The organism is Streptomyces sp. JN8 (assembly GCF_055808075.1).
The window spans coordinates 8,243,389-8,261,583 of sequence record NZ_CM147852.1 but is presented as its reverse complement, the minus strand read 5'-3'; the positions used below and the strand labels follow the sequence as shown (position 1 = coordinate 8,261,583).

Genomic DNA, 18,195 nt, shown 5'->3' with positions numbered 1-18,195 from the left:
CGGAGTGACTGCGTCACTCCCAAGGGGACTGCGCCGCTGCGCGACGCCGGGCGGAGTGAGCCCGGAGGCAGTCACCTTCGGTGACTACTGCGGGACGGTCCCGGCCGGACCGGGACTGTGGGCCCGCTGCGCGGGCCCGGGTGGTGCTCCATCCGCCTTCGGCGGATGTTTTGGCTGTTCAGAACCCTGACGGTGGGCGGTGGTTGAGGTGGGCGAGGGGTGGATCCTACCGGCCCCTGCGGGGCCGGCCGTTCCCTGCCCCGCTCCCGGGACCCTGCCTGCCGTCACAGTATGCATGTACCGGAGGGGCACTGTCCACCCTGGCAGAGGCTCAGGAAACGGTCACCCTGAGTGCCGCAACAGGAACATACCCGGCTCTAGGTGGTCTACACCTAAGGACAAGCCGCAGCAAGAGGGGTGGGGGTGCGGCGCCGTCCGGAAAGGCAACCCGGGACAGTGGCGACATGCGTAAAACGCAATACCAGAAACGCAACTGAGAACACATCAGGAAGTCATCGGAGGCCGGTCGGTGAGGGTGTTTCATAACAGGGGCCCGGCTACATTCTGGGAAACCACCACACACCCACCCCGCATACCAAAACCGAATACCACCAACCCCCCATACACAAAACGCATACGGCCCCGGAGACAACCCCCGAGGCCATATGCGAAATCCGACTAGCCGAGGAGAGAGTAGGCGGTCAGGTGCTCATCGGGCTGGTCCTGGAGAGCGGCTCCCAGGGCGCCTACGGAGACCGGGACGCGGTAGGCCGCTCGCGTGTCGGAGGCGGCCATGGGGACGGGGATGCCGTGGTCGAATCGCCATGCGCGGATCTGGTCTCCCCCGGCGGCCGTGGAGCGCATCACCATTCCTGCGGTCGGGTAGATCCCGGACACGGCGATCTTGAGCAGGTCGATGAAGTCCAGGGCTTCCTCGGTGTCGGAGCAGTACGGCCCGTCTCCGAAGATGAGGGTGCGGGTTGCTGCTCCGGAGGGGGCGGTGACCTGGAGGGTGACGCGGTGCTCGCCTGCTCCGGCGCGTGCGGCGAGGAGGTCGAGCATGGCGTAGGCGCGGGCCTCGTCGCGGTGCGTGGGCATGTGGGCGCGCATGGAGTTGTCTTCCACGGAGCTTTTCCTTTCGAGTGTTTCTCTTTCGGCTGCCGGTCGGGGTACCACGCCCTTCCGGCAAGAGAAACATTATCAAGGAATAGCCCTGGATTCCGAGATAAAGGCTCGTTTCGGGGAATATATTTTGTTGTTTCTTTTCCGCGCTGAATTAGTGGCGGAATGTCTTTTCGCGGGGTAAGCGGGGCGGGGAGACACCGGGCGCCGTGCGGCACGCGTCGGACGTGGGGCGCCCGGTCCTTGGGGGCCGCGCAGCGAGGGGGCCGCGCAGCGGTCTCCCGGGCCCCTGAGGGCCGGGGGGGCACGAGGGAGACCGCGCAGCGGGCTCCCGGTCCGAGGGGCCGTGGCGCGCCCGCAGGGCGCGGCGCGAGGGAGGCCCCGCAGGGGTCTCCCGTGCCCCGGGCGCGTGGCGGGCGGTGGCCGGTGTCTCCCCGCCCCGCCTACCCCGCGAAAGAAGGAGCTTGGCTGCGCCCTGCCGCACGCTGCGCCCGAGCTGCGCCCTGTTCTGGCCCTAGGGCGCGCCCACGGGTTGTGGTGGCTGTGGGAGCGCCCGTGCGGGGTGGCGCGGGGCTACGATGGAGGGGAAATCCTTTCGAGGCTTTCGGCTGGCCGGCACCCGTACCACCCGCTTCGGCGGCAAGGTGCCGGCCTCTTGCATGCCCGGATCCGCCGGTGAGCTGCGCCCGCCGAGGGCGCGGTGTGTCGGGGCGGGGCGGGGCATGATCGTTCTTGCCCAATTGGGCAAGAGGGCTGCTGCCCGTGCAGGGGTTGGGGGCGGCCCGACGGTACTGCTCCCAGAGCGCGTCTGGGCGCCGGGCCTCACCTGTGCACGCCATATCGGCACGGGCTAGGCCCGACCTTATGGGACAGGGCCCCCGCTGGGGCCGGGGGTGGTCAGTTGAGGACCTGGACCTCGACGACGTGGACGGTGAAGGTCGTCTCGCGGGTCTCGGTGAGGGTGCCGGCGTCGCCGAGAGCGGGCGCGGTCCATTCCACGGTCCATGTGGCGGTGGCGGTCCCGGCGTACTTCCCGCCCTTCTGAGCGGTCGAGGGGGCCTTGTAGCGGTGGCCGCAGTCCGGTGAGGGTGTCTTGCCCTGGGCTGGGTCATAGGGGGTGCCGGGCCCGGCGCAGGTGACGGTGGTGCCGTCGCCCATGTCCCACCGGATCGAGGACACCTTGGCGGTCGCGGTGACCGTGACGCCGCCCGCGGCCGCCGAAGCGCTGACGGGCCCGTACGTCGTCGGAGACTGGCTGACCCACACCCACATCGGCAGACCGACGACGTACCGCCCAGCGGCCCGCGGAGAGGCCACAGACGGGCCCTCCAGGCGCATCGAGTCGACCGCCCGGCGCGCCAGGACTTCCGGATCGATCCGGGGCGCAGGGGCGGCACCGCCGGATGGGATGAACAGCACGCCGATGCGCCCGGTGTCGGGGCAGTTCACTCGGTAGACCGCTCCGTCTGCGGCGGTCTTCCCCTCCCATGCCAGGTTCTCCGGCGGGGGTTGGGGGTCAAGCTTCTCGTACGTGCACGGCGGCGCGGAGCCGGCCGACGAGCCGGTGCCAGTGCCGGCCGGAGTGGTCGGGCCCGAAGGGCCCGACGAGCCGCCGCCGGAGCCACTGGAGAGCGTCCCGTCCTCGGCGCAGACGGTCACCTCCATGTCGCCGCCTTCGCAGACGCCGCCGTCGGGTCCGCTGGCGTGCGCGGCCGGGGCGAGCACGGCGGCCAGGAGCACTCCTGCGGCTGCCGCGTGGCTCAGCACGTGCGGGCCCCTTCCGGGGTGTAGTCGGTGACCATCCAGCCGGACGGCCACTTCTCCAGCGTGGTCGTTGCCAGGTAGCGCACGGGCTGGGACGAGGGCAGCGGAATCACGCGCTTCTCCTTCGTCTTGTAGCGCTCGTAGGTGGACAGGTCCACGCAGGTGGTCACGGTGGCCTTCGGGGTCTTGGGGGTCAGGTCGAGCGTCGCCACCTCAGTACCGCTGTGCCCCAGCTCGCCTCGGATGACGATTCCGGACTGCCGCATGCGGGCCAAGTTGTTCTCGATCTTCGACAGCGCGTCGAGGGTCGTGTACTTCCGCAGCGCCGTTCCCTTCGAGTCCGCCTTGGCAGTCGCCTTCGTCCTCTCGGCCCACATCCCCTCGAAGGCGGTCAGCACCGCGCGCTTCTCCGCCTCCTGCGGGCCGGCCGATGTCGTGGCAGGAGCGGGCGCGGCCGTGGTCGTCGTGGTGGCGGAGGTGGCCGGCCCTTTCGCCCCGTCGTCCCCGCCGGCGCATCCGGCAAGGGTGAGGGCGAGCGCCAGGGCGCCGCCGCCGAGTGCTGCAGCGCGGGTCTGTCGGGCCGTCACCATCAGTGGCTCCTGGGGCTGGTCGTGAGTGGATCACCAGCAACGTAACGGGGCGCGGCGGGGTTGGTCACAGTCGATTGGGTGAGTCCGTCATCAGCACGGGTCTGCCGCCCGGCTAGAACGACGGGACCTCTTCGTACGGCTATCGCGTACAAAGAGGTGTCGTCGTGGCGAGGGGGCTTGCCCACGGGCCCTGACCAGGCATAACGCTCAAGATCGTGAAAGTGGGGGTCCCACTCACGGTCCCACCTCCGGTGCAACTCCTAGTGCACCTCTGCAAGCAACCCTCCAGCCCCCCTCCGGTGCAACTCTCCGAGGCCTCCGCCCGGCAGGCTTGCCCGCCGACTGGTCTGTCACACAGACCCCCGCTCCGGTGTCCCGGGGCGGGGGTCTGGAGGGTGCCGCCCTGGTCGGCGCTCGGCGCGGATGTGACGGGCGGGTCTGTGTGACAGGCCGTGTGACGGGTCGTGTGACCCGGCAGGCGCCCGTGGCCCCGGGCCGGGGTTCAGGTACGGAGTGCGGCAACGCCGATGACCGCGGTGACGGTGGTGACGGCCAAGGCGCCGAACGCGGCGGCGACGGTCAGAGGGGTGCCGAGGCGGGGGTGGCGCCAGGCGAGGTAGCCGGGCACGGCCACCACGCACAGGCCGGTGACGACGAGGAGCAGCAGGACGAGGAGCGTGGTCGTGGACATGGGAGTCCCCCTGGGTGTGTGTGGGTTGCCGGTCGGGTGACGCGGCGGTCCGGACTCTGTGGGAGCGGTGGGTTAGCCGTGCAACTGCTGAGGACACTCACGCCTGGGCAAGCCGCATTCAAGGGAACTGGGTTGGTCTGACCTGGCCTTTCGCCTGTGTGGGCAAGCCTCGGGTGTCCTGGGCAAGCCTTGAATCCGGCGGCAGGCATAGGTATGGGCAAGCCCCGCAACCGGCACGGCGCGACCGGAAACGGCCCTGCTCCGCCCCGGGGTATCGGGGCGGAGCAGGGGGTGGCTGGCGTCTTACCGGCCGATGACCGTGCGCAGCACGGCGAACGAGGCGCCGCAGGCGGTGAGTCCCGCGAGGACGGCGCCGGGGAGGTTGAGTGTCGTCGCGTGGCTGAGGAAGCCGGCGATGCCGCCGAAGACCATCGCGTAGAGGAGGACCAGGGCACTTTGCGTGCTCAGGATGGGGCCGGGGTGCGCGGCCTGGAGGTGGAGGGGTCGGTCGTGGTGTGGGCGGGGTCGGGGTCGGGGGTGGGGTCGGGGGTGGGTATCGGGGTCGGGGTCGGGGTGGACATGGACGTCTCCTTGCGGTCTGGGCACCAGGGAGGTGCGGTCGGGGCGTACGAGAGCACCGCCTCAGCCCTTACGTCGCGCGCTGGGCGGCAGACAGGGAGAACCGGCAAAGAATCTGGGTGAGGACCTGTCGCCGGTCCGGAGGATGAGGAATGCGGGGGCTAGGTGCGCAACCCCCTCCCCCGGGCCCCAGGGGAGGCCTCGCCTGCCCTCCCCTGGATCCCGCCGATCGCGCTCTCCCCTTAGTTATGGGGAGGGGTAGAGCCGAAATGTTCGCCGGAAGTGCGCCGTGGACGCCCGAGGCCGTCTCCTCTGCGGGATCAGCTGCTCCGGCCGCGGGGCCAGTGGCGGCTACGGGTCGGGGCGGGAAGCTGGGTCAGGCGCCGATGCCGATCGAGGAGACGTGGGCGTAGGCGTTGTAGTCGGAGTCGAGGTCGCTGATGACGTCGTCCCAGATCTCGTCGACGGTGTCGGAGTCCTGGCTCGCCCAGGCGTCGACGAGGTCGCCCCAGATGTACCGGACCGTGATGGAGCGCTGCTGAAGGGTGGGGCGGAGCCGTTCGGCGGGTACGTGGCTTTGGTCGACGGGGTAGATCTCCATGCGGCGGCCGTGGCCGTCGTTGTCCAGGTGGCGCTTGAGCCAGCCGGAGCGGATCAGGTTCTCCCGGCGGCGGTGCCAGTAGGCGCTGTCGATGCGCTCGCGGTTTGCCGGGGTGGGGGTGGACTTGCCGCGCATCCAGGAGCGGATCGTGCGGGCGGTGACACCTTGCTCCCTCAGCGCCTCGCGGCCGGCCGGACTGTCGAGGTAGCGCAGACGGGCGTTGAGGCCTCGCTTGGAGGTGACGGGCGAGGCGATACCGGAGGAGTAGACGATCCGGTTCAGCTCCAGGATCAGAGCCTCTCCGCCCTTCATGCCCCGGGTGTTGAACTTGCCGAATTCTCCCCATCGGGACCACAGGTCGGGCGACCCTGCCATCAGCGCTTACCTCCCAGAACATAGGTGTTCTTTTCCTTGACCTGGTTCAGCTCTCGGCCCTCGGGAAATACAGGGCGCCAGTCTCCCACGACGTGGAGTTCGTCGGTGCCGGAAATCTCAACAACCTGAAGTCCCGCCTTGTGGGCCTTGTGGGCCTTCATCCACAGATTTGCGAAGGCCTTCGCTCGGATGATGTGCATCCAGTCCGGGCGGCGCAGTTCCCGGTTCGCACTGGACTCCCCGATGGTGGAGACGAATTTGGAGTACATGGCCTTCACGTAGGCGACGGTCAGATCGTCACCCGCGGCCAGAGCGGTCTTCCGGGACTCGGCCAGAGCCCGGCGGAGCTTTTCCAGCAATGCCTCCGAGGCGCCGGAGACGAGGGAGCGGTGGATCACCGGGGCGTCCGCGAGGCCCTGGCGGGCGCAGTCGAGGAGCAGGCGGAGCGTGGACTCGCTGACCCACAGCTCCCCGGGCTCCATGCGGTTGCCCAGCGGGTTGGGAAGGTCGGCGTGGTCCCAGTCGGCGGGGGTGATGAGGTGGACGCCGGCCTTCTTCGGGTCGTGGACGCCGCTGGTGTCCTCGCGCAGCTGGCCGATCGGCAGCCACGCCTTCATCGCGGACAGGTAGGCGGCGTTCATGTCGAGGGCGGTCACCTCGATCTCCTCGCCGCGCTTGGCCGCCGCGAAGAGCTCGGGGTTGCGCCACTTCGGACGGCCCTCCCAGATCTCGTCCGCGCCTTTCTGCGATTTCTTCTTCAGGATTTCCTGCGTCGGCGGGAATTCCGAATGCTCGTACCGGCCGCCGACCCGGGACGCTTTCAGGAGCGTCATCACGTCAGGAATGGCCATCTTGATCAGCTCGGCCCGCGCGGCCTCCATGTCACCGGAGCACGACGCCAGCACGTCGTGCACGCGGCCGGTGATCTGCTCCACCAGCGACCCGGAGGCATACCCAGGGGCACTCCGCCGCGGCGCCGACGACGCTGCCACCGCGGGCTCGGCGGGCGCGCCCGGGGCCGGTACGACGGGCTCGGCCGCAGCAACCGGAGCGGCCGGGGTCTCGACGACCGCCGGCGGCGGGCCGAAGGGAGCAGCGGGAGCCGGGACCTCCTCCGCGGCCGGGACCGCGGCCGGGACCGCGGCCGGGGCGGAGGTCTGCGGGGTGCTGGCGGCGGCGACGGCCGCCGCGCACTCCTCCGCGGTCAAGTGCTGTGGAAACCCGTCGAGTTCGTGCTGTGCGGGCTGCCCGCACAGCACGCACGGCCCGGCCGCCAGCACAGCGGCAGGGCGCTCCGGCGGCACGGGGGCGGAGGGCGTGCGGCCGGTGGTGCGGACGAGGGTGTCGGCCGATCCCGCGCGCTCGCGCTCCACGGCGGCAGCGGTGGAGGCGTCCTCGTCGAGGACGTTGGTCGCCGGCGGGGACGGGCGCTCGGCGGCCGCGGGGGGCGAAGGGGCCCCTGCCGGCTGGAGGCTGGAGAGCGAGCCGTGCAGCACGCCGGCCGCATGCGTGGGACCGGCCAACACATCGAGCGGATGCAGCCGGTAGTGCGCAGCGAGGAGGTCGACATCCTCCAGCGACCAGTGCGCCCGGCCCGACTGCTTCCGGGACACCTGCGCCTGCGACTGCCCAAGGCCGGCAGCCAAGTCATTCTGTCGCTCGCCCGTCCGCGCCATGAGCGCCGCGATCGTGAGCCTGAGGACTTCCTCGGTACCCATCATGATTGCGATCCTAGTATCCCGTATGCGATATCTGCATGGATTGGCGTCACGCGGCGGGCAGCTCGGCCCTTCGCCCGCCAGGCTGGCTGCCCCCGCGGCACAGCCCCGCGGACCCGACCCGATGCGGACCAAGAGCGGTCGGTGAGTATCCGCGCTCCACGCACCTGACGGATGTACACGCCGGGGCGAGCCACTCCCACCAGAGGAGGCCGGGCAGGCGACCGGCACGCTCAAAACCGGCAGCGCGAACTCCTCACCGACAAGCCCTTCGCCTGCCGCATCCGGGTCGGCACCGGTAGAACGTCTACGGCCGCATTGATGACGCCCAAGACCGATGCGTCGGCCTCCTCGCACAGAACATCGGCGACATGGCCGTCCCGTTCACCGGCCAGTCCCGAATCGGACCCGGGCTGGGCCCGCGGCCAATCCGGCGTCCTGTGGGCGACGGCACCAGCCCCACGCCACGCAGACCCGCAGGTACGGGCTGCGGGCTCACCAGTCGACGTGGGCGGTGATCCACCGGTTCAGTGTGTCGGTGTCGTCCGCTGCCGGCAGGTCCGGTGCACATGCCAGCGGTGTCAGTGACAGCTGAAGGTGAGTGAGGTAACCGTAGGGGCCGTTGTCGGCGTGTGGTCCAAGGACAAGGGCATGGGAGGGGGTACGCCACACGCGGTGGGTCAGGGCCGGGCCCACCACGGTGGCCGCGTCCGACACGATGGTGCGCTCCGGGGCGGAGCCCATGCATCGCGTCACAGACTGGGCCGCGCGCGTCAGGACGCTCTCGCAGTCCTCAACCGTGGCCGGTTGTTTCCCGGTCCAGCCCGGCTGCTTGCGCCAGTCCTCCAGCAGGGGGAACAGCCACGGGCCGTTGCACATCTCGTCATCGTGTTCGTCGACGGGGTAGACCTCACCGAAGACCAGCAGGTGGCGGGTGTCGGGCTGCCCGAAGGGCACGTAGCTCTCGCTGCACAGCACATGTCCATGATCGGTGACCATGGAATCGCAGACGAGGGAGTGTTCCCAGCTCCATCCCCGCCGTCGCACCACCTCCTCGACAACGTCCTCAGAAACCGGCGGTTCGGACGGGTAGCCGATGAAGTCAGCAACAGCTGCGACCGTCAGCGGTTTGTGGGCCAGGGCGTGGACACGAGCAGACACCCTCACACCCTAGACCTGCACGCAAGGCCCCCCGCACAGAGCGCCGTGCCGTCGCGCAGCCCCCGCTGTTCGTCACGACCGCAGCTTGCTGTGCCCAGGTTGCGCAGTCTCCGACGCCGGACTCGTCATCGCCGTCAAGGAACAGATCAGGCGATCTGGGTGGTGAGGTAGCGGGCGGCGGTGTCCACGAACTCGTCGTGCGCGGCCTCCGCCTCCTGCCGGGCGGCGGCCAGGGCTTGGGCGTTGTCGAGCGGCTCGCGGATCGCGTAGGTCAATGTGATCATGCGGCCGGCCGCCTCCCGTACGGCCGGGTCGGTGATCAGCACGCGCATCGTCACCAGCGGGCGAGCCACCGCATCCCGGGTTGCCTGGCTCTCGGCGTGCAGCGCCTGGACCAGGTCGACGTCGCCGCCTTCGAGGATGGCCTCGCCGCACTTCCACAGGGTCCGGCGGTGACCGCTGACGGCCACGGCCAGCGCGGTGACGGCCTCCAGGCGGTCACGCCGGGTCGCCTCACTGTGCCCCACCCGCACCGCCCGTTCGGCGGCCCACTCCTGAAACCGGCCGGCACCCGCTGGCCGAACACGGCGAACCTCCACCTGCTGATCAACAACCAGACCACGAACCGGACCATCCGGGCCAGCAACCACTGGATCAGCGCCTCAACGCGTAGCCGGGCCGCAGGCTGGAGCGGCTCCGCGTCGACCGACAACTCGAAGAAGCCATGGTCCACGGCCCCGACCCGCTCCACCTCGCCGAGGTCTTCGGGCTCGACGAGAAGACCGCCATGCGGTATGCGGACTCGGCCCGGCGCCTCCTGGAAACCAATGCCGAATCGTGGAGCGCCGTGACAGCATCGGCGGATGATCAACGCTGAGGACCTGGTCGACCGGCACCAGCTGAAGGTGACGACGTCCTGGCACCACTACCAGGAGACTGAGCCCTCCCTCCTGCACATGTGGCTGCACATGGACGGCCTGGGCCCCGTCCGGTTCCACACCCCGGGCGACGGGGTGGCCCTGGAGATTGATCAGCCCCACGGCCCATACAACATGAACGAATACGGCCACACCACGGTCGAGGACGACCTGCCCGACTTCCCGATGGCCCGGTTCGTCGGCCAGCGAGCCCTCGCCGTCCGGGAGATCCGCTACCAGCACGGCAACTACGACTTCGTCATCGGCATCACCGTCCAGTTTCCCGGTGGCGCCATCCGCGTCCTCAACCTCGCGGACGAGATCGTCCTGGCCTATGACAGGCATCTGGGTCCGGTTGAGGCGCATCTCCACGAGGCGACGACGCCCACGATCCAGGACGTCTCGCCCTGAGTCAGCGCGAACCCTGGGGTCGATCCCCCAAGGACGCGGCTAGGCGGTGTTCTAGAACGCGCTGACCTGCCTGTTTGGTCGTCCGGGGAAGTCTCGGGCGGCCATCCAGATGGTGAGGTCACGGGCGAGGTCGTTGATGCCGGTCGCCGTGGTGACCTCGTGCTCGTTGCGGGTGGTGTCACGGCGGACGATTTCGTAGCCGCCCTCGTCCAGGACGGCCACTGAAACGAACCAGAGGGGGTCGTCCTCGTCGGGCTGGACGACGACGAAGGTGTTGTCGGAGTTGAGGTCGCTGATCAGCATGAACAGCGCGTCCTCGGAGGGGTCGTCGATGCGGTCGCCGTTCTCGCTGTCGGCGCCGTAGTACTGAGCCCCCATCGCGGTCTCTCCCTCACCCTGTCGGCCCTGGTCTCGGTCAGCATGGCATGAGAACCCGACAGCGCAGGCCGGTCATAACCACTCGCCGATCGCGGCGATCAGGACGGTGGCCTCGAAGCGGACGGCGAGTTCGTCGAACCGGGTGGCGACCGCCCGGTTGCGCTTCAGCCGGTTGATCCCCGCACTCGACCGCGTGCCGGGCTTTGCAGTCCTCGCGGTCGAAGACCGGAGGCCGCCCGCCCGCGATGCGGGACGAGGCACAGAGCCGATTTCCAGAACACGGCCTAGCTTGATCTTTAACGTCTGGGCGGTAGGCCAGCCGCTGAAAGGGGGGCGAGGCGACCTCATACTGCGTGGGACCATTTCGGTATGCGCCTGGTAGCTGACGGAGCCACACCGACCCCACGGTTGGTACTGGTGAAGGACCTCGAGACTGACGACGGGTACGCCTTCGAGCTGGCGAGCCCGCTCTTCCTTGCTGCCGGGGACCGAATCGCTGTTGAAGACGACAGGCTTGTCGTCGTCCAGGCCAGTGGGGAGCGGCTGTCACCGGCCGGCGACTGGTCTACTCGTTGCGGGCCCGGGTCCTTGCAGCGCCGGTAGAAGCCCTCCTCGAACGGCGCGTCGTACTTGATCAGTCGGTTCGGTATCCGCCGGACGTAGAAGCGGCCTTCGTTTGAACATGTGCTCCGACCAAGGAACACACACGTCCAGCGCGAAGGCCGTGAGGATGAGTCTGCAGCATCACCATGCCCGGCGAGATCCGCTGGCGGAACTGTCACGCCTCCGAGGCGAGTTCTACTCCTGTCTGACCGATCATTCGGATGCCCTGTTCGAGCTGGCGGACCCGGTTTCGTGCGGTGACGGTCCGGTGAGGTCGCTGGCCGAGCTGTCGCTCGTGGGCGCATGCCGCCGCGGGCATGGCGGGCTCTACGCAGCCCTCACCCAGGGCCGGGTCGACGCCGACCGGATGCGGCGGGCCCCAGGCCTCGGTGCCGCTGCCACGAGCCGTCGACGGCCGGCTGGTCCTGGCCGTCGACGTCACATGCTGGCTACGGCCCGACGCCACCGCCACCGCCACCGCACGGCAGCTGCGCGACCTGGTCGAGCGGCTGGTCTCCGCAAGTCAGCGGCAGACCGGCGACCCCAATGTCCTCGTCATCGCGGACGCCGGATACGACGCGCCCCGCCTCGCCTTCCCACTGAGGGACCTGCCGGTGCAGATGCCGGCCCGGGTGCGCTCGGACCGCGTCCAGCGCCGGCCGACACCTCTGCGGGAGCCTCACACCAGGGGCCGCCCGCCCAGCACGGCGGCGAGGTCGTCTTCGCACAGCCCGACACCTGGGGCACCCTGGACACCGAAACCGTCGCAGGCACCCGCCTCTACGGCACCCCCTCGCACGCTCCCGGGAACGGCTCCACCCCAGCAACGTGGTCGTGCAGGACCAGGGCATCACGGTGTGGGTGAACGGAGGCCATGACGCCGAGGTCTTCGACAAGAACGGCGGACTGGTGCCGTGTGGGCACCAGCGGCGGACCGAAGACGTGCGCCCTGGACGGCGGTGACGGCCTGAGCCACCTGCTCCCCGCCGCCGCTTCTTTGCGACAGGAGATCCTGCCGATGTGGCAGTGGACCAACGAATCCGACATCGCCGGCGGCGACCGCACGGGCGAGATCCGCCTCGGCCAGCAGCACCTCCCCCTCGCCCAGGCCGATGCCGGCTGAAAGCCCGTGGCGGTGCAGCAGTGGGTCCGGCATCATCCTCACGTGATCGTGATGCAAGCCGTTCTGGAGATCTCCGCCGCCGCCGACTTCGCACTCTGGCCGGTTGGCGAGCACGGTTCATACGGCTACCTTGTGCTGAACGGGGAGCTCACTCCGGAAGAGGTCGGCACAGCGGTCAGGCAGATAGCAGCCTGCAACGACTTCGAGCCGGAGGAAGAACACGGACCGTGCCCGACCGACCCGCTCGGCACCTTCCTGCACGGGCTGCTCACCATGCCTGACTTGTTCGCCGCCGGCGGCTTCCGGGTGACCGACAGCGCCACCGGCATCGTCTTCGTCGACCCGGGCTGCTGCAACGGCCTGGAGACCTGGCGGGACTGGCTGGAGGTGCTCGACGGCACCGGCTGCTCCTCCTTCGGCCACGATCCGTCGTCGATGGCCGAACGCGTTGGCACCATGGTCCGGCTGACGTTCGACGCTTACGGCACGGACCACAGCCCGGTGATCGAGCTGCCGGTCGACCAGGCACGCAGGCTTGTCGCGGGCGTCCAGCAGGATCTGCAGGCCTTCCTCGCTCGTGCCGGGAACTGGGCTGAGCAACACCTGCCCGCACACGCCGCCGGCGTCACTGCCGCCCTGGCACGGGCACTGGACCTGGCGCCCGCACAATGACCAGCTTCCTGACCCACCGGGCGCACGTGCACGACGCCCGTCTCCCGCTCCGCCGCCGGCACAGCGCGCTGCGGACCTGCATCACCCTTTTCGCTCCGTACGGCTTCCGGGCGACGTACCACCACCTCACGCTCAGCGCTGCGATCCCCCGGCGGCTGGAAGCGGACCCGGCCGCGCTGGTGCGGGCGGTCGAGGAACTGCATGAGGCGCGGGTGCTGTGGCTCGCGCGAGTGCAGGAGTACGCCGCGCAACGCCGGGCGGAGAAGCGGGCGGGGCGGCGGGCTGTAGTGAACCCGCGACCGTGGTGGCTGCGGAGCCGGTGGGAGGGACCGAACCGCGCCTGGTACGAAGACCCGTTTCGCCATCCGCCGCTGCTGCTGCCTGAGTACGTCCGGCGACAGAATGCGATTCTGGACGGCGCCGACCTCCCGGGCTGCCCCGCCTGCGGGGACGAGAGACCGCCGGAGTCGAACTCGACAGGGCACGGCCGGGTGGAGCTGTGCCGTGGGTGCGCGTGGGTGCTGGCGCCATGCCCGTGCGGGCAGCGGCATCGGTTGGTCCCGGAGACCCCGTACAACTGGAACGGGATCTGGCAGCGGGCGCACATGAGCGATGACGGCACGCCGAACCCGCATTGGCCTGCGGGCCGGCCAGTCGGATACGGCGCGGCCAGCGCTCGCAACTCAGGTCCCGCCAGCTGAGCCGGAACCCGTGCGCGGGAACGCCGCAGCCACCACCTGGCACACAAGTTCCGGCCCAGCAACGTTCCGGAATCTAGGAACCTGCGCGCGCTTCCGGCCCGACCACTGCAGAGGGCTGAGCGACACCCACAGGCACGCCGCCGGCGACGCCGCGCTTGCCGCGACCAACGAGCCAACCCTCGCCCACTGGGGCCGGACACCACGGAGTCGTCGGCCGCCTGGGCACAGACGAGCTCGCCGTCCCTGCGCGCCGGGTCCGCTCGCTCCACCCTGCCGCCGCTGCCCCTGCAGGAACCCGAACCCGGCAACATCACCGGCACCCTGTCCGCCCCTGCCTTCGCCGAAGCCGTCGCCCAGGACGCCTTCGCCGTCAGCCGCTAGAAGGCGCTGCCGGCCCAGACCGGCGTCAGGCTCCGCCACGACCACGAGGCCGACAACCTGTCTGCCCCCGACCTTCTACCGCTACGCCGTCCGCACCCTGCCGCGAAAGGACACTCACCTCCTCGACTCCGGCAAGGCCGCCGTCCTAGGAGACAAGGGTCCAGGGCTCGTCGAGGACTGTGAGGGACGGGGGGTGTATCAGCGCTCCGGGGAGGCGGGGGTGAGGGCTGAGGATGCCCTTCGCCGTCAGCCGGGCCAGCGCCGGCTCCGGGGCGTGCGTGATCCGGTCGCGCAGCCAGCCGGCGGAGACGGCGGGCGTCGAGCGCAGATGGGTGAGGACGGCCGCAGTAACCGGGTCGTCGGGGAGAAGTGCGGCCGCCTCGGTGAGGAGGGTGCTGTAGCGGGTGATGGTGGCGGTGCGATGCCGGGCGGTCTCGGTGACCGCACGAGCGAAGAGGGAGCCCCACTGCGCCCACCATCCTTCGGCAGCCGCGGCGAGGGCCTCGTCGTGTGCACGGCGGTGGGTGTGGACCCAGCCGTCCAGGTCCAGCAGCAGCCCGGGCAGCAGTCGGGCCGCCAGCAAGTCGCACTGGGCGAGAAGGCGCGCGGTCCGGCCGTTGCCGTCGGCGAAGGGGTGGACGGTCAACAGCCGTGCCATGGACAGGGCGGCCGCGTCCAGGCTGGGGGCCGTGGTGTGTACGTTCCAGCGGTACCAGCGTTCTACGTGGTCTCGGAGTTCCCTGCCGGGTGCGACCGCGAGTGCGAAGACCTGGCCGTCGGCCCACGTGATCCTGGCCGTGGAGCGGCGCAGGCCGCCGGGGCCCGGGATGCTGGGGTCGCCGGCGACGATCAGGGTATGGAGTTCGCTCAGGGCGGCCGGGGTGAAGCAGGGCCTGCAGTCGGGCCGTTCCGCGATCTCGGCGCGGGTGGAGGCGGCGGCCAGCAGGCCGGCCTCGGCCCGTCGTTCGGCCGCCGCGGCGATGCGGCCGGTGACGAGAGGCTCGGGAGTGCGGGCCAGATGCCGGCTGTGCACGGCCGTGCGGAACCGGGGCCGGTGGAAGAGGTCCGGGTTGTCCAGGTGACGGCCGGTGGTGTCGGAGAGCTCGGCCAGCGCGGCGATCGCCTCCCGCCGTTCCGCCGGGGAGATCGCCTCCGCGTCCAGCGGTGGTACGACGGGGGCGATCCGTCGTACCGCCGTGCCCGAGGGGCGTGGGGCCTTCAGCACCACCGGCTGGTCACCTTCCCGGTGGGCCGCACCACGTCCACGTACTCGGTGGTGGTGTATCCCAGCCAGTTCGAGGAGGTGACGGAGTACCTGAAGGTCTGGTATTCGACGAACAAGGCCCAGGACTGGCCCGGTTGCAGCGTGACATCGACCGAGTACGACTGCTCGATCTGGGTGTTGAGCTGCGCACCGAGCGCGGAGGACAGCACCGTGGCCGCGTTGGCCGTGATGTTGGCGCTGACCTGGTAGGAAACCTGGTACTTGACGGTCCTGTTGACCCGTATGGGCATGGAGTTGGCGTTGCGGTGGCAGTCGGTCGGCACCTCGGTCTTGGCTCCGGCCTGGATCGGGCCCGCGCCATTGGCCGGCGCGCCGCTGTCCCAGCCCCAGGACATGGGCGGAAGCGCCGGGTCCATCGGGGTGGGCGGTCGGGTGGCGGTGCCGTCGACGACGACCTGGGGCAGTGTGCCGTTGACCGGCTGGCCGACGACGCCGTTGAACATGTCGATCTCGCCCCACGAGCCGCCGGTGCCGCCGCCGTCCCCTCCGCCGCCCCAGCCTCCGTCACCGGGGTCACCGCCGGGGAAGCCGCCCGGGTTGTCGTCCGGCCAGGGGTTCTCCTCGTCCTCGTGGTCACAGCTGGTCTGGTTGTCCTCGCAGGCGTATGCGGTGTACGAGGCGGTCACCGCCGGTACGGCGGTGAGCACGGTCGCGCCGAGGGTGGCGGCGACCATCATCCGTCGAAGTCTCACGGTTCCTCCGGTCTGCAGCGGATCGGATGGGGCGGACCACAGCCTCGCCGCCCGGCAGACCCGGTCACCTCCGTAGAAGTACGCAAGTCACTACCCAAACAGTGAGTGGTGATGGGTGGTGACAACCGGTCGGTCCATAACCTGGCGCCCCCGGCCACCGCACAAGCTGTTGCCCGGCCCAGGTTGAGGGAGCTTCCTCGGGCGTCTGGGACGGACCCGGCAGAGCCCGTAGACGTGGTCCGCGTTCTGTGTCTGGAGCATCCTGCGCCGCAACTCCGCGACGTCGGGTAGATGGTGCTCGGTTGTTGACGAAGGCTGGTCCGGCCCGGAACGCGGACGTGTGCGCCGGAAGCCGGGGCCGGATACCGTGACCATCCAGCGCGATGGCTCGACCAGAAGTTGGTGAGCTGAGAGGGGGCAAAGTGGCTGCCGTGAATCGTTTAGTCACATATGTCGATCTGGATGAGGCTGTCATCGGCGCTCAGCACACGTCGGTGACCGCGCGGCTTGCGGCTGTACTCGTAGATGACCGCCGCGTGGTGCTGCTGAACGACCGGGGGTGGAGCTGGACCTCATCGGCTCCCACAGCCACCCGGCCACAGATCTCGGCCGAGGACGTCGAGAAGGAGGCCCGGATGGTGGTTGGGCCGGACGAGCCGACCGGTAGCGAAACCCACGAGCAGATGGCCGCCGGCCACTGGAGCTTCCTGGCCCGCATCCTGGCCCGTCAGGGCGTGGATGCGGAAGCGCAGGAGCTGGCGGGGCTACCGCATGATGTTGTGCTGAGCGAAGACCTGAGAGCACGGATTCGGGGTCAGTAAGTATCGGCACTTCACTTCCGCGCCTGACAGCGACCATGAGTCATAGCCTCATGTAGACGGGTGATGGGTCGCGGCAGCAGTGCAGCAGAGCGAGCGGCTGGGACTTCCCAGCCGAACGTTTCGCGGGCGTCCGCTAAGTTCGGAAGCGACAGCGTTCAGGGGTTCTCCGCTGAACCGACAGGCCAGCACCCTTCGAGGGCACCACCCCAGCAGACCGTCTGTGTTCGTGAAAGCCCACCATGGCAGCCGGGCGAACCCCAAGGCCCCCGCAGAAAGCACCCCTACGAGAACGACCCCCGCCTCGAAACCGCCCGCGAAGCACTGACCACAGCCGACAGCACACCCAAAGGCCGGATCGCCGCCAACCTCGCCGAACAGCACGGAGGCACACCCCGCACCTGGGAACGCATCCTCTCACCACAGCAGCAACACTCCAGCACACCAGCGACGACGATCCGAGCTGACTGAAGTGTTCTGAAGCTTGGTGATCAACCAGCTTGGAGGGTGGGCAGCACGCCTAAGCGCCGGGTCGTTATCGTGACTTGATGGGAACACCAGATTTCATCCTCGCGCTGCGCAGGAAAGTTGGAAACGATCCGCTGTGGCTCTCAAGCGTCACCGCGGTCGTCGTCAGGGATGAACAGGTCCTTTTGGCGAAGCGCGCAGATAACGGCGAATGGACGCCAGTGACTGGAATCATCGATCCGGGGGAAGAACCGGCGGATGCCGCAGCCCGGGAGATCCTTGAGGAGACCGGCATCCTGGCAGTTCCGCAGCGGCTGGTGATGGTTCACGTCACGGACCTTGTCACCTATGACAACGGGGACCAGACGCAGTATCTCGACCTGGTGTTCCGCTGTGGCTGGCAGTCCGGGGTTCCGCATCCCGCCGACGGCGAGAACACAGCTGTCGATTGGTTCCCGCTGAACGCCCTGCCTCCGATGTCAGACGACATCCGCAAGCGAATCGCAGCCGCCCTGTCCAGCGAGCAGGCAGCCCAGTACGTCTTCTCTCCGCCGTCACCCGGCGGCACCTGAGAACCCCAGCTCCACCGGTGGCAGACGTCGTGAGAGCCCGCCGGAGACGGCGGGCTCTCCGCGTCTCCAGCACCTCGCCCCGGGACTCGACAGCCGACACGGGCACGGAACGCCGTCGGCAAGGAACTTGGTGGCGTCGTGGGTGACGCCCCCCCGGGCCGCGGCGGTCAGGCGAAGTGGTGGGCTGCGGCAGCCACGAAGGCTTTGGTGGCCGTCGGCGTCCTGCCGGAGTGCGGCGAGGGTGTCGGCGTCCGGAGCGCCGCGCAGGGCGTAGGAGGCCTGCGCGGCCGCGTCGGCGGCCGGGGCGAGGACGGGGACGAGGATCGCGACCAGGACGCGGGGGGTCTCGATCGCGGAGCGGGTGGCGTGCAGCTCGGCACGGGCCGCCTCGACGCGTGCCTCGTCTGCGCCGGCCAGGCGCAGCTCCTCGCGAACGAACCGGGCCCGACGGTGGGTGGCCAGCGCGGAGGCGAGCGCGGTCACCGCCTCCAGGGCCTGGTCCCGGCGCCGGTCGACGCGCTCGGCCCCCCGTGCTGGAGGCCGAGGGATCAGCTGGTGCCCCGGACGTCGGGG

Annotated in this window: 20 protein-coding genes and 2 pseudogenes; 8 read left to right on the top strand and 14 right to left on the bottom strand. The window is 69.7% G+C overall.

Translation table 11 applies throughout. From position 1 onward, the window contains the following. Positions 1 to 678 precede the first annotated feature (678 nt). The 9 genes from ACY0MR_RS36365 to ACY0MR_RS36325 form a co-directional block, all read right to left on the bottom strand. Positions 679 to 1,125, bottom strand: a complete 447-nt coding sequence (locus ACY0MR_RS36365; protein WP_473558059.1) for a hypothetical protein — start codon at positions 1,123 to 1,125, stop codon at positions 679 to 681. A gap of 894 nt (positions 1,126 to 2,019) precedes the next feature. Beyond that, positions 2,020 to 2,889 carry an ATP/GTP-binding protein gene (locus tag ACY0MR_RS36360; protein ID WP_473558058.1) on the bottom strand — a complete coding sequence of 290 codons (870 nt, stop codon included), beginning with the start codon at positions 2,887 to 2,889 and terminating at the stop codon, positions 2,020 to 2,022. Beyond that, the gene (locus tag ACY0MR_RS36355) at positions 2,883 to 3,476 is read right to left on the bottom strand and encodes a hypothetical protein (protein ID WP_473558056.1); all 594 of its coding nucleotides are present in this window, start codon (positions 3,474 to 3,476) and stop codon (positions 2,883 to 2,885) included. Before ACY0MR_RS36355 ends, ACY0MR_RS36360 begins: the two co-directional genes overlap by 7 nt. A gap of 502 nt (positions 3,477 to 3,978) precedes the next feature. Next, the gene (locus ACY0MR_RS36350) at positions 3,979 to 4,167 is read right to left on the bottom strand and encodes a hypothetical protein (protein ID WP_473558053.1); all 189 of its coding nucleotides are present in this window, start codon (positions 4,165 to 4,167) and stop codon (positions 3,979 to 3,981) included. A gap of 303 nt (positions 4,168 to 4,470) precedes the next feature. Further along, positions 4,471 to 4,599 (bottom strand): hypothetical protein, encoded by a 129-nt coding sequence (locus ACY0MR_RS36345; RefSeq protein ID WP_473558050.1) that lies wholly within the window; start codon positions 4,597 to 4,599, stop codon positions 4,471 to 4,473. 523 nt (positions 4,600 to 5,122) lie between these two features. Continuing rightward, positions 5,123 to 5,722, bottom strand: a complete 600-nt coding sequence (locus ACY0MR_RS36340) for a hypothetical protein (RefSeq protein ID WP_473558048.1) — start codon at positions 5,720 to 5,722, stop codon at positions 5,123 to 5,125. Further along, positions 5,722 to 7,443 (bottom strand): acyltransferase, encoded by a 1,722-nt coding sequence (locus ACY0MR_RS36335; protein WP_473558045.1) that lies wholly within the window; start codon positions 7,441 to 7,443, stop codon positions 5,722 to 5,724. Before ACY0MR_RS36335 ends, ACY0MR_RS36340 begins: the two co-directional genes overlap by 1 nt. Before the next feature lie 492 nt (positions 7,444 to 7,935). Then, entirely contained in the window at positions 7,936 to 8,601 is a 666-nt protein-coding gene (locus ACY0MR_RS36330) for a hypothetical protein (protein WP_451059959.1), read from the bottom strand. Between the two features lie 146 nt (positions 8,602 to 8,747). Then, positions 8,748 to 9,128 (bottom strand): hypothetical protein, encoded by a 381-nt coding sequence (locus tag ACY0MR_RS36325; protein ID WP_473558042.1) that lies wholly within the window; start codon positions 9,126 to 9,128, stop codon positions 8,748 to 8,750. Between the two features lie 197 nt (positions 9,129 to 9,325). Here ACY0MR_RS36325 and ACY0MR_RS36320 point away from each other — a divergent pair, with 197 nt between their 5' ends. Next, positions 9,326 to 9,478, top strand: coding sequence for a hypothetical protein (locus ACY0MR_RS36320; protein WP_473558039.1), 153 nt, complete (start codon positions 9,326 to 9,328; stop codon positions 9,476 to 9,478). Next, entirely contained in the window at positions 9,465 to 9,929 is a 465-nt protein-coding gene (locus tag ACY0MR_RS36315) for a hypothetical protein (protein ID WP_473558037.1), read from the top strand. The genes ACY0MR_RS36320 and ACY0MR_RS36315 overlap by 14 nt, the downstream gene beginning before the upstream one ends. A gap of 51 nt (positions 9,930 to 9,980) precedes the next feature. On the opposite strand, the gene ACY0MR_RS36310 is transcribed toward ACY0MR_RS36315, so the two are convergent. Further along, positions 9,981 to 10,307 (bottom strand): hypothetical protein, encoded by a 327-nt coding sequence (locus ACY0MR_RS36310; protein ID WP_392864217.1) that lies wholly within the window; start codon positions 10,305 to 10,307, stop codon positions 9,981 to 9,983. A gap of 72 nt (positions 10,308 to 10,379) precedes the next feature. After that, positions 10,380 to 10,551: pseudogene (locus ACY0MR_RS36305) on the bottom strand (IS5 family transposase); the annotation flags it as partial. Between the two features lie 486 nt (positions 10,552 to 11,037). Here ACY0MR_RS36305 and ACY0MR_RS36300 point away from each other — a divergent pair. The 4 genes and pseudogenes from ACY0MR_RS36300 to ACY0MR_RS36285 all read left to right on the top strand — a co-directional run. After that, positions 11,038 to 11,732 (top strand): annotated as a pseudogene (locus ACY0MR_RS36300) (transposase); the annotation flags it as partial. Positions 11,733 to 11,826: 94 nt separating this feature from the next. Beyond that, complete coding sequence (locus ACY0MR_RS36295; protein WP_473562001.1) at positions 11,827 to 12,033, top strand: hypothetical protein; 207 nt, start codon at positions 11,827 to 11,829, stop codon at positions 12,031 to 12,033. A gap of 51 nt (positions 12,034 to 12,084) precedes the next feature. Then, a complete protein-coding gene (locus ACY0MR_RS36290; RefSeq protein WP_473561991.1) occupies positions 12,085 to 12,705 on the top strand; it encodes a hypothetical protein in 621 nt (206 codons plus the stop codon). Beyond that, positions 12,702 to 13,406, top strand: a complete 705-nt coding sequence (locus tag ACY0MR_RS36285) for a hypothetical protein (protein WP_473558034.1) — start codon at positions 12,702 to 12,704, stop codon at positions 13,404 to 13,406. The genes ACY0MR_RS36290 and ACY0MR_RS36285 overlap by 4 nt, the downstream gene beginning before the upstream one ends. A 526-nt stretch (positions 13,407 to 13,932) precedes the next feature. Here ACY0MR_RS36285 and ACY0MR_RS36280 read toward each other — a convergent pair. Further along, positions 13,933 to 15,012 carry a Fic family protein gene (locus ACY0MR_RS36280; RefSeq protein ID WP_473558031.1) on the bottom strand — a complete coding sequence of 360 codons (1,080 nt, stop codon included), beginning with the start codon at positions 15,010 to 15,012 and terminating at the stop codon, positions 13,933 to 13,935. After that, positions 15,006 to 15,764, bottom strand: a complete 759-nt coding sequence (locus ACY0MR_RS36275; RefSeq protein ID WP_403319658.1) for a DUF6426 family protein — start codon at positions 15,762 to 15,764, stop codon at positions 15,006 to 15,008. Before ACY0MR_RS36275 ends, ACY0MR_RS36280 begins: the two co-directional genes overlap by 7 nt. 422 nt (positions 15,765 to 16,186) lie before the next feature. Between ACY0MR_RS36275 and ACY0MR_RS36270 the strand changes: the two genes are divergently transcribed. Together ACY0MR_RS36270 and ACY0MR_RS36265 are read left to right on the top strand one after the other, a co-directional pair. After that, positions 16,187 to 16,585 carry a hypothetical protein gene (locus tag ACY0MR_RS36270; protein ID WP_473558028.1) on the top strand — a complete coding sequence of 133 codons (399 nt, stop codon included), beginning with the start codon at positions 16,187 to 16,189 and terminating at the stop codon, positions 16,583 to 16,585. A gap of 545 nt (positions 16,586 to 17,130) precedes the next feature. Next, entirely contained in the window at positions 17,131 to 17,622 is a 492-nt protein-coding gene (locus ACY0MR_RS36265) for an NUDIX hydrolase (protein WP_473558026.1), read from the top strand. Here ACY0MR_RS36265 and ACY0MR_RS36260 read toward each other — a convergent pair. Next, on the bottom strand, positions 17,605 to 18,105 hold the full coding sequence (locus tag ACY0MR_RS36260) for a hypothetical protein (protein WP_473558023.1): 501 nt from the start codon (positions 18,103 to 18,105) through the stop codon (positions 17,605 to 17,607). The two genes, ACY0MR_RS36265 and ACY0MR_RS36260, sit on opposite strands and share 18 nt — an antisense overlap. Positions 18,106 to 18,195 lie beyond the last annotated feature (90 nt).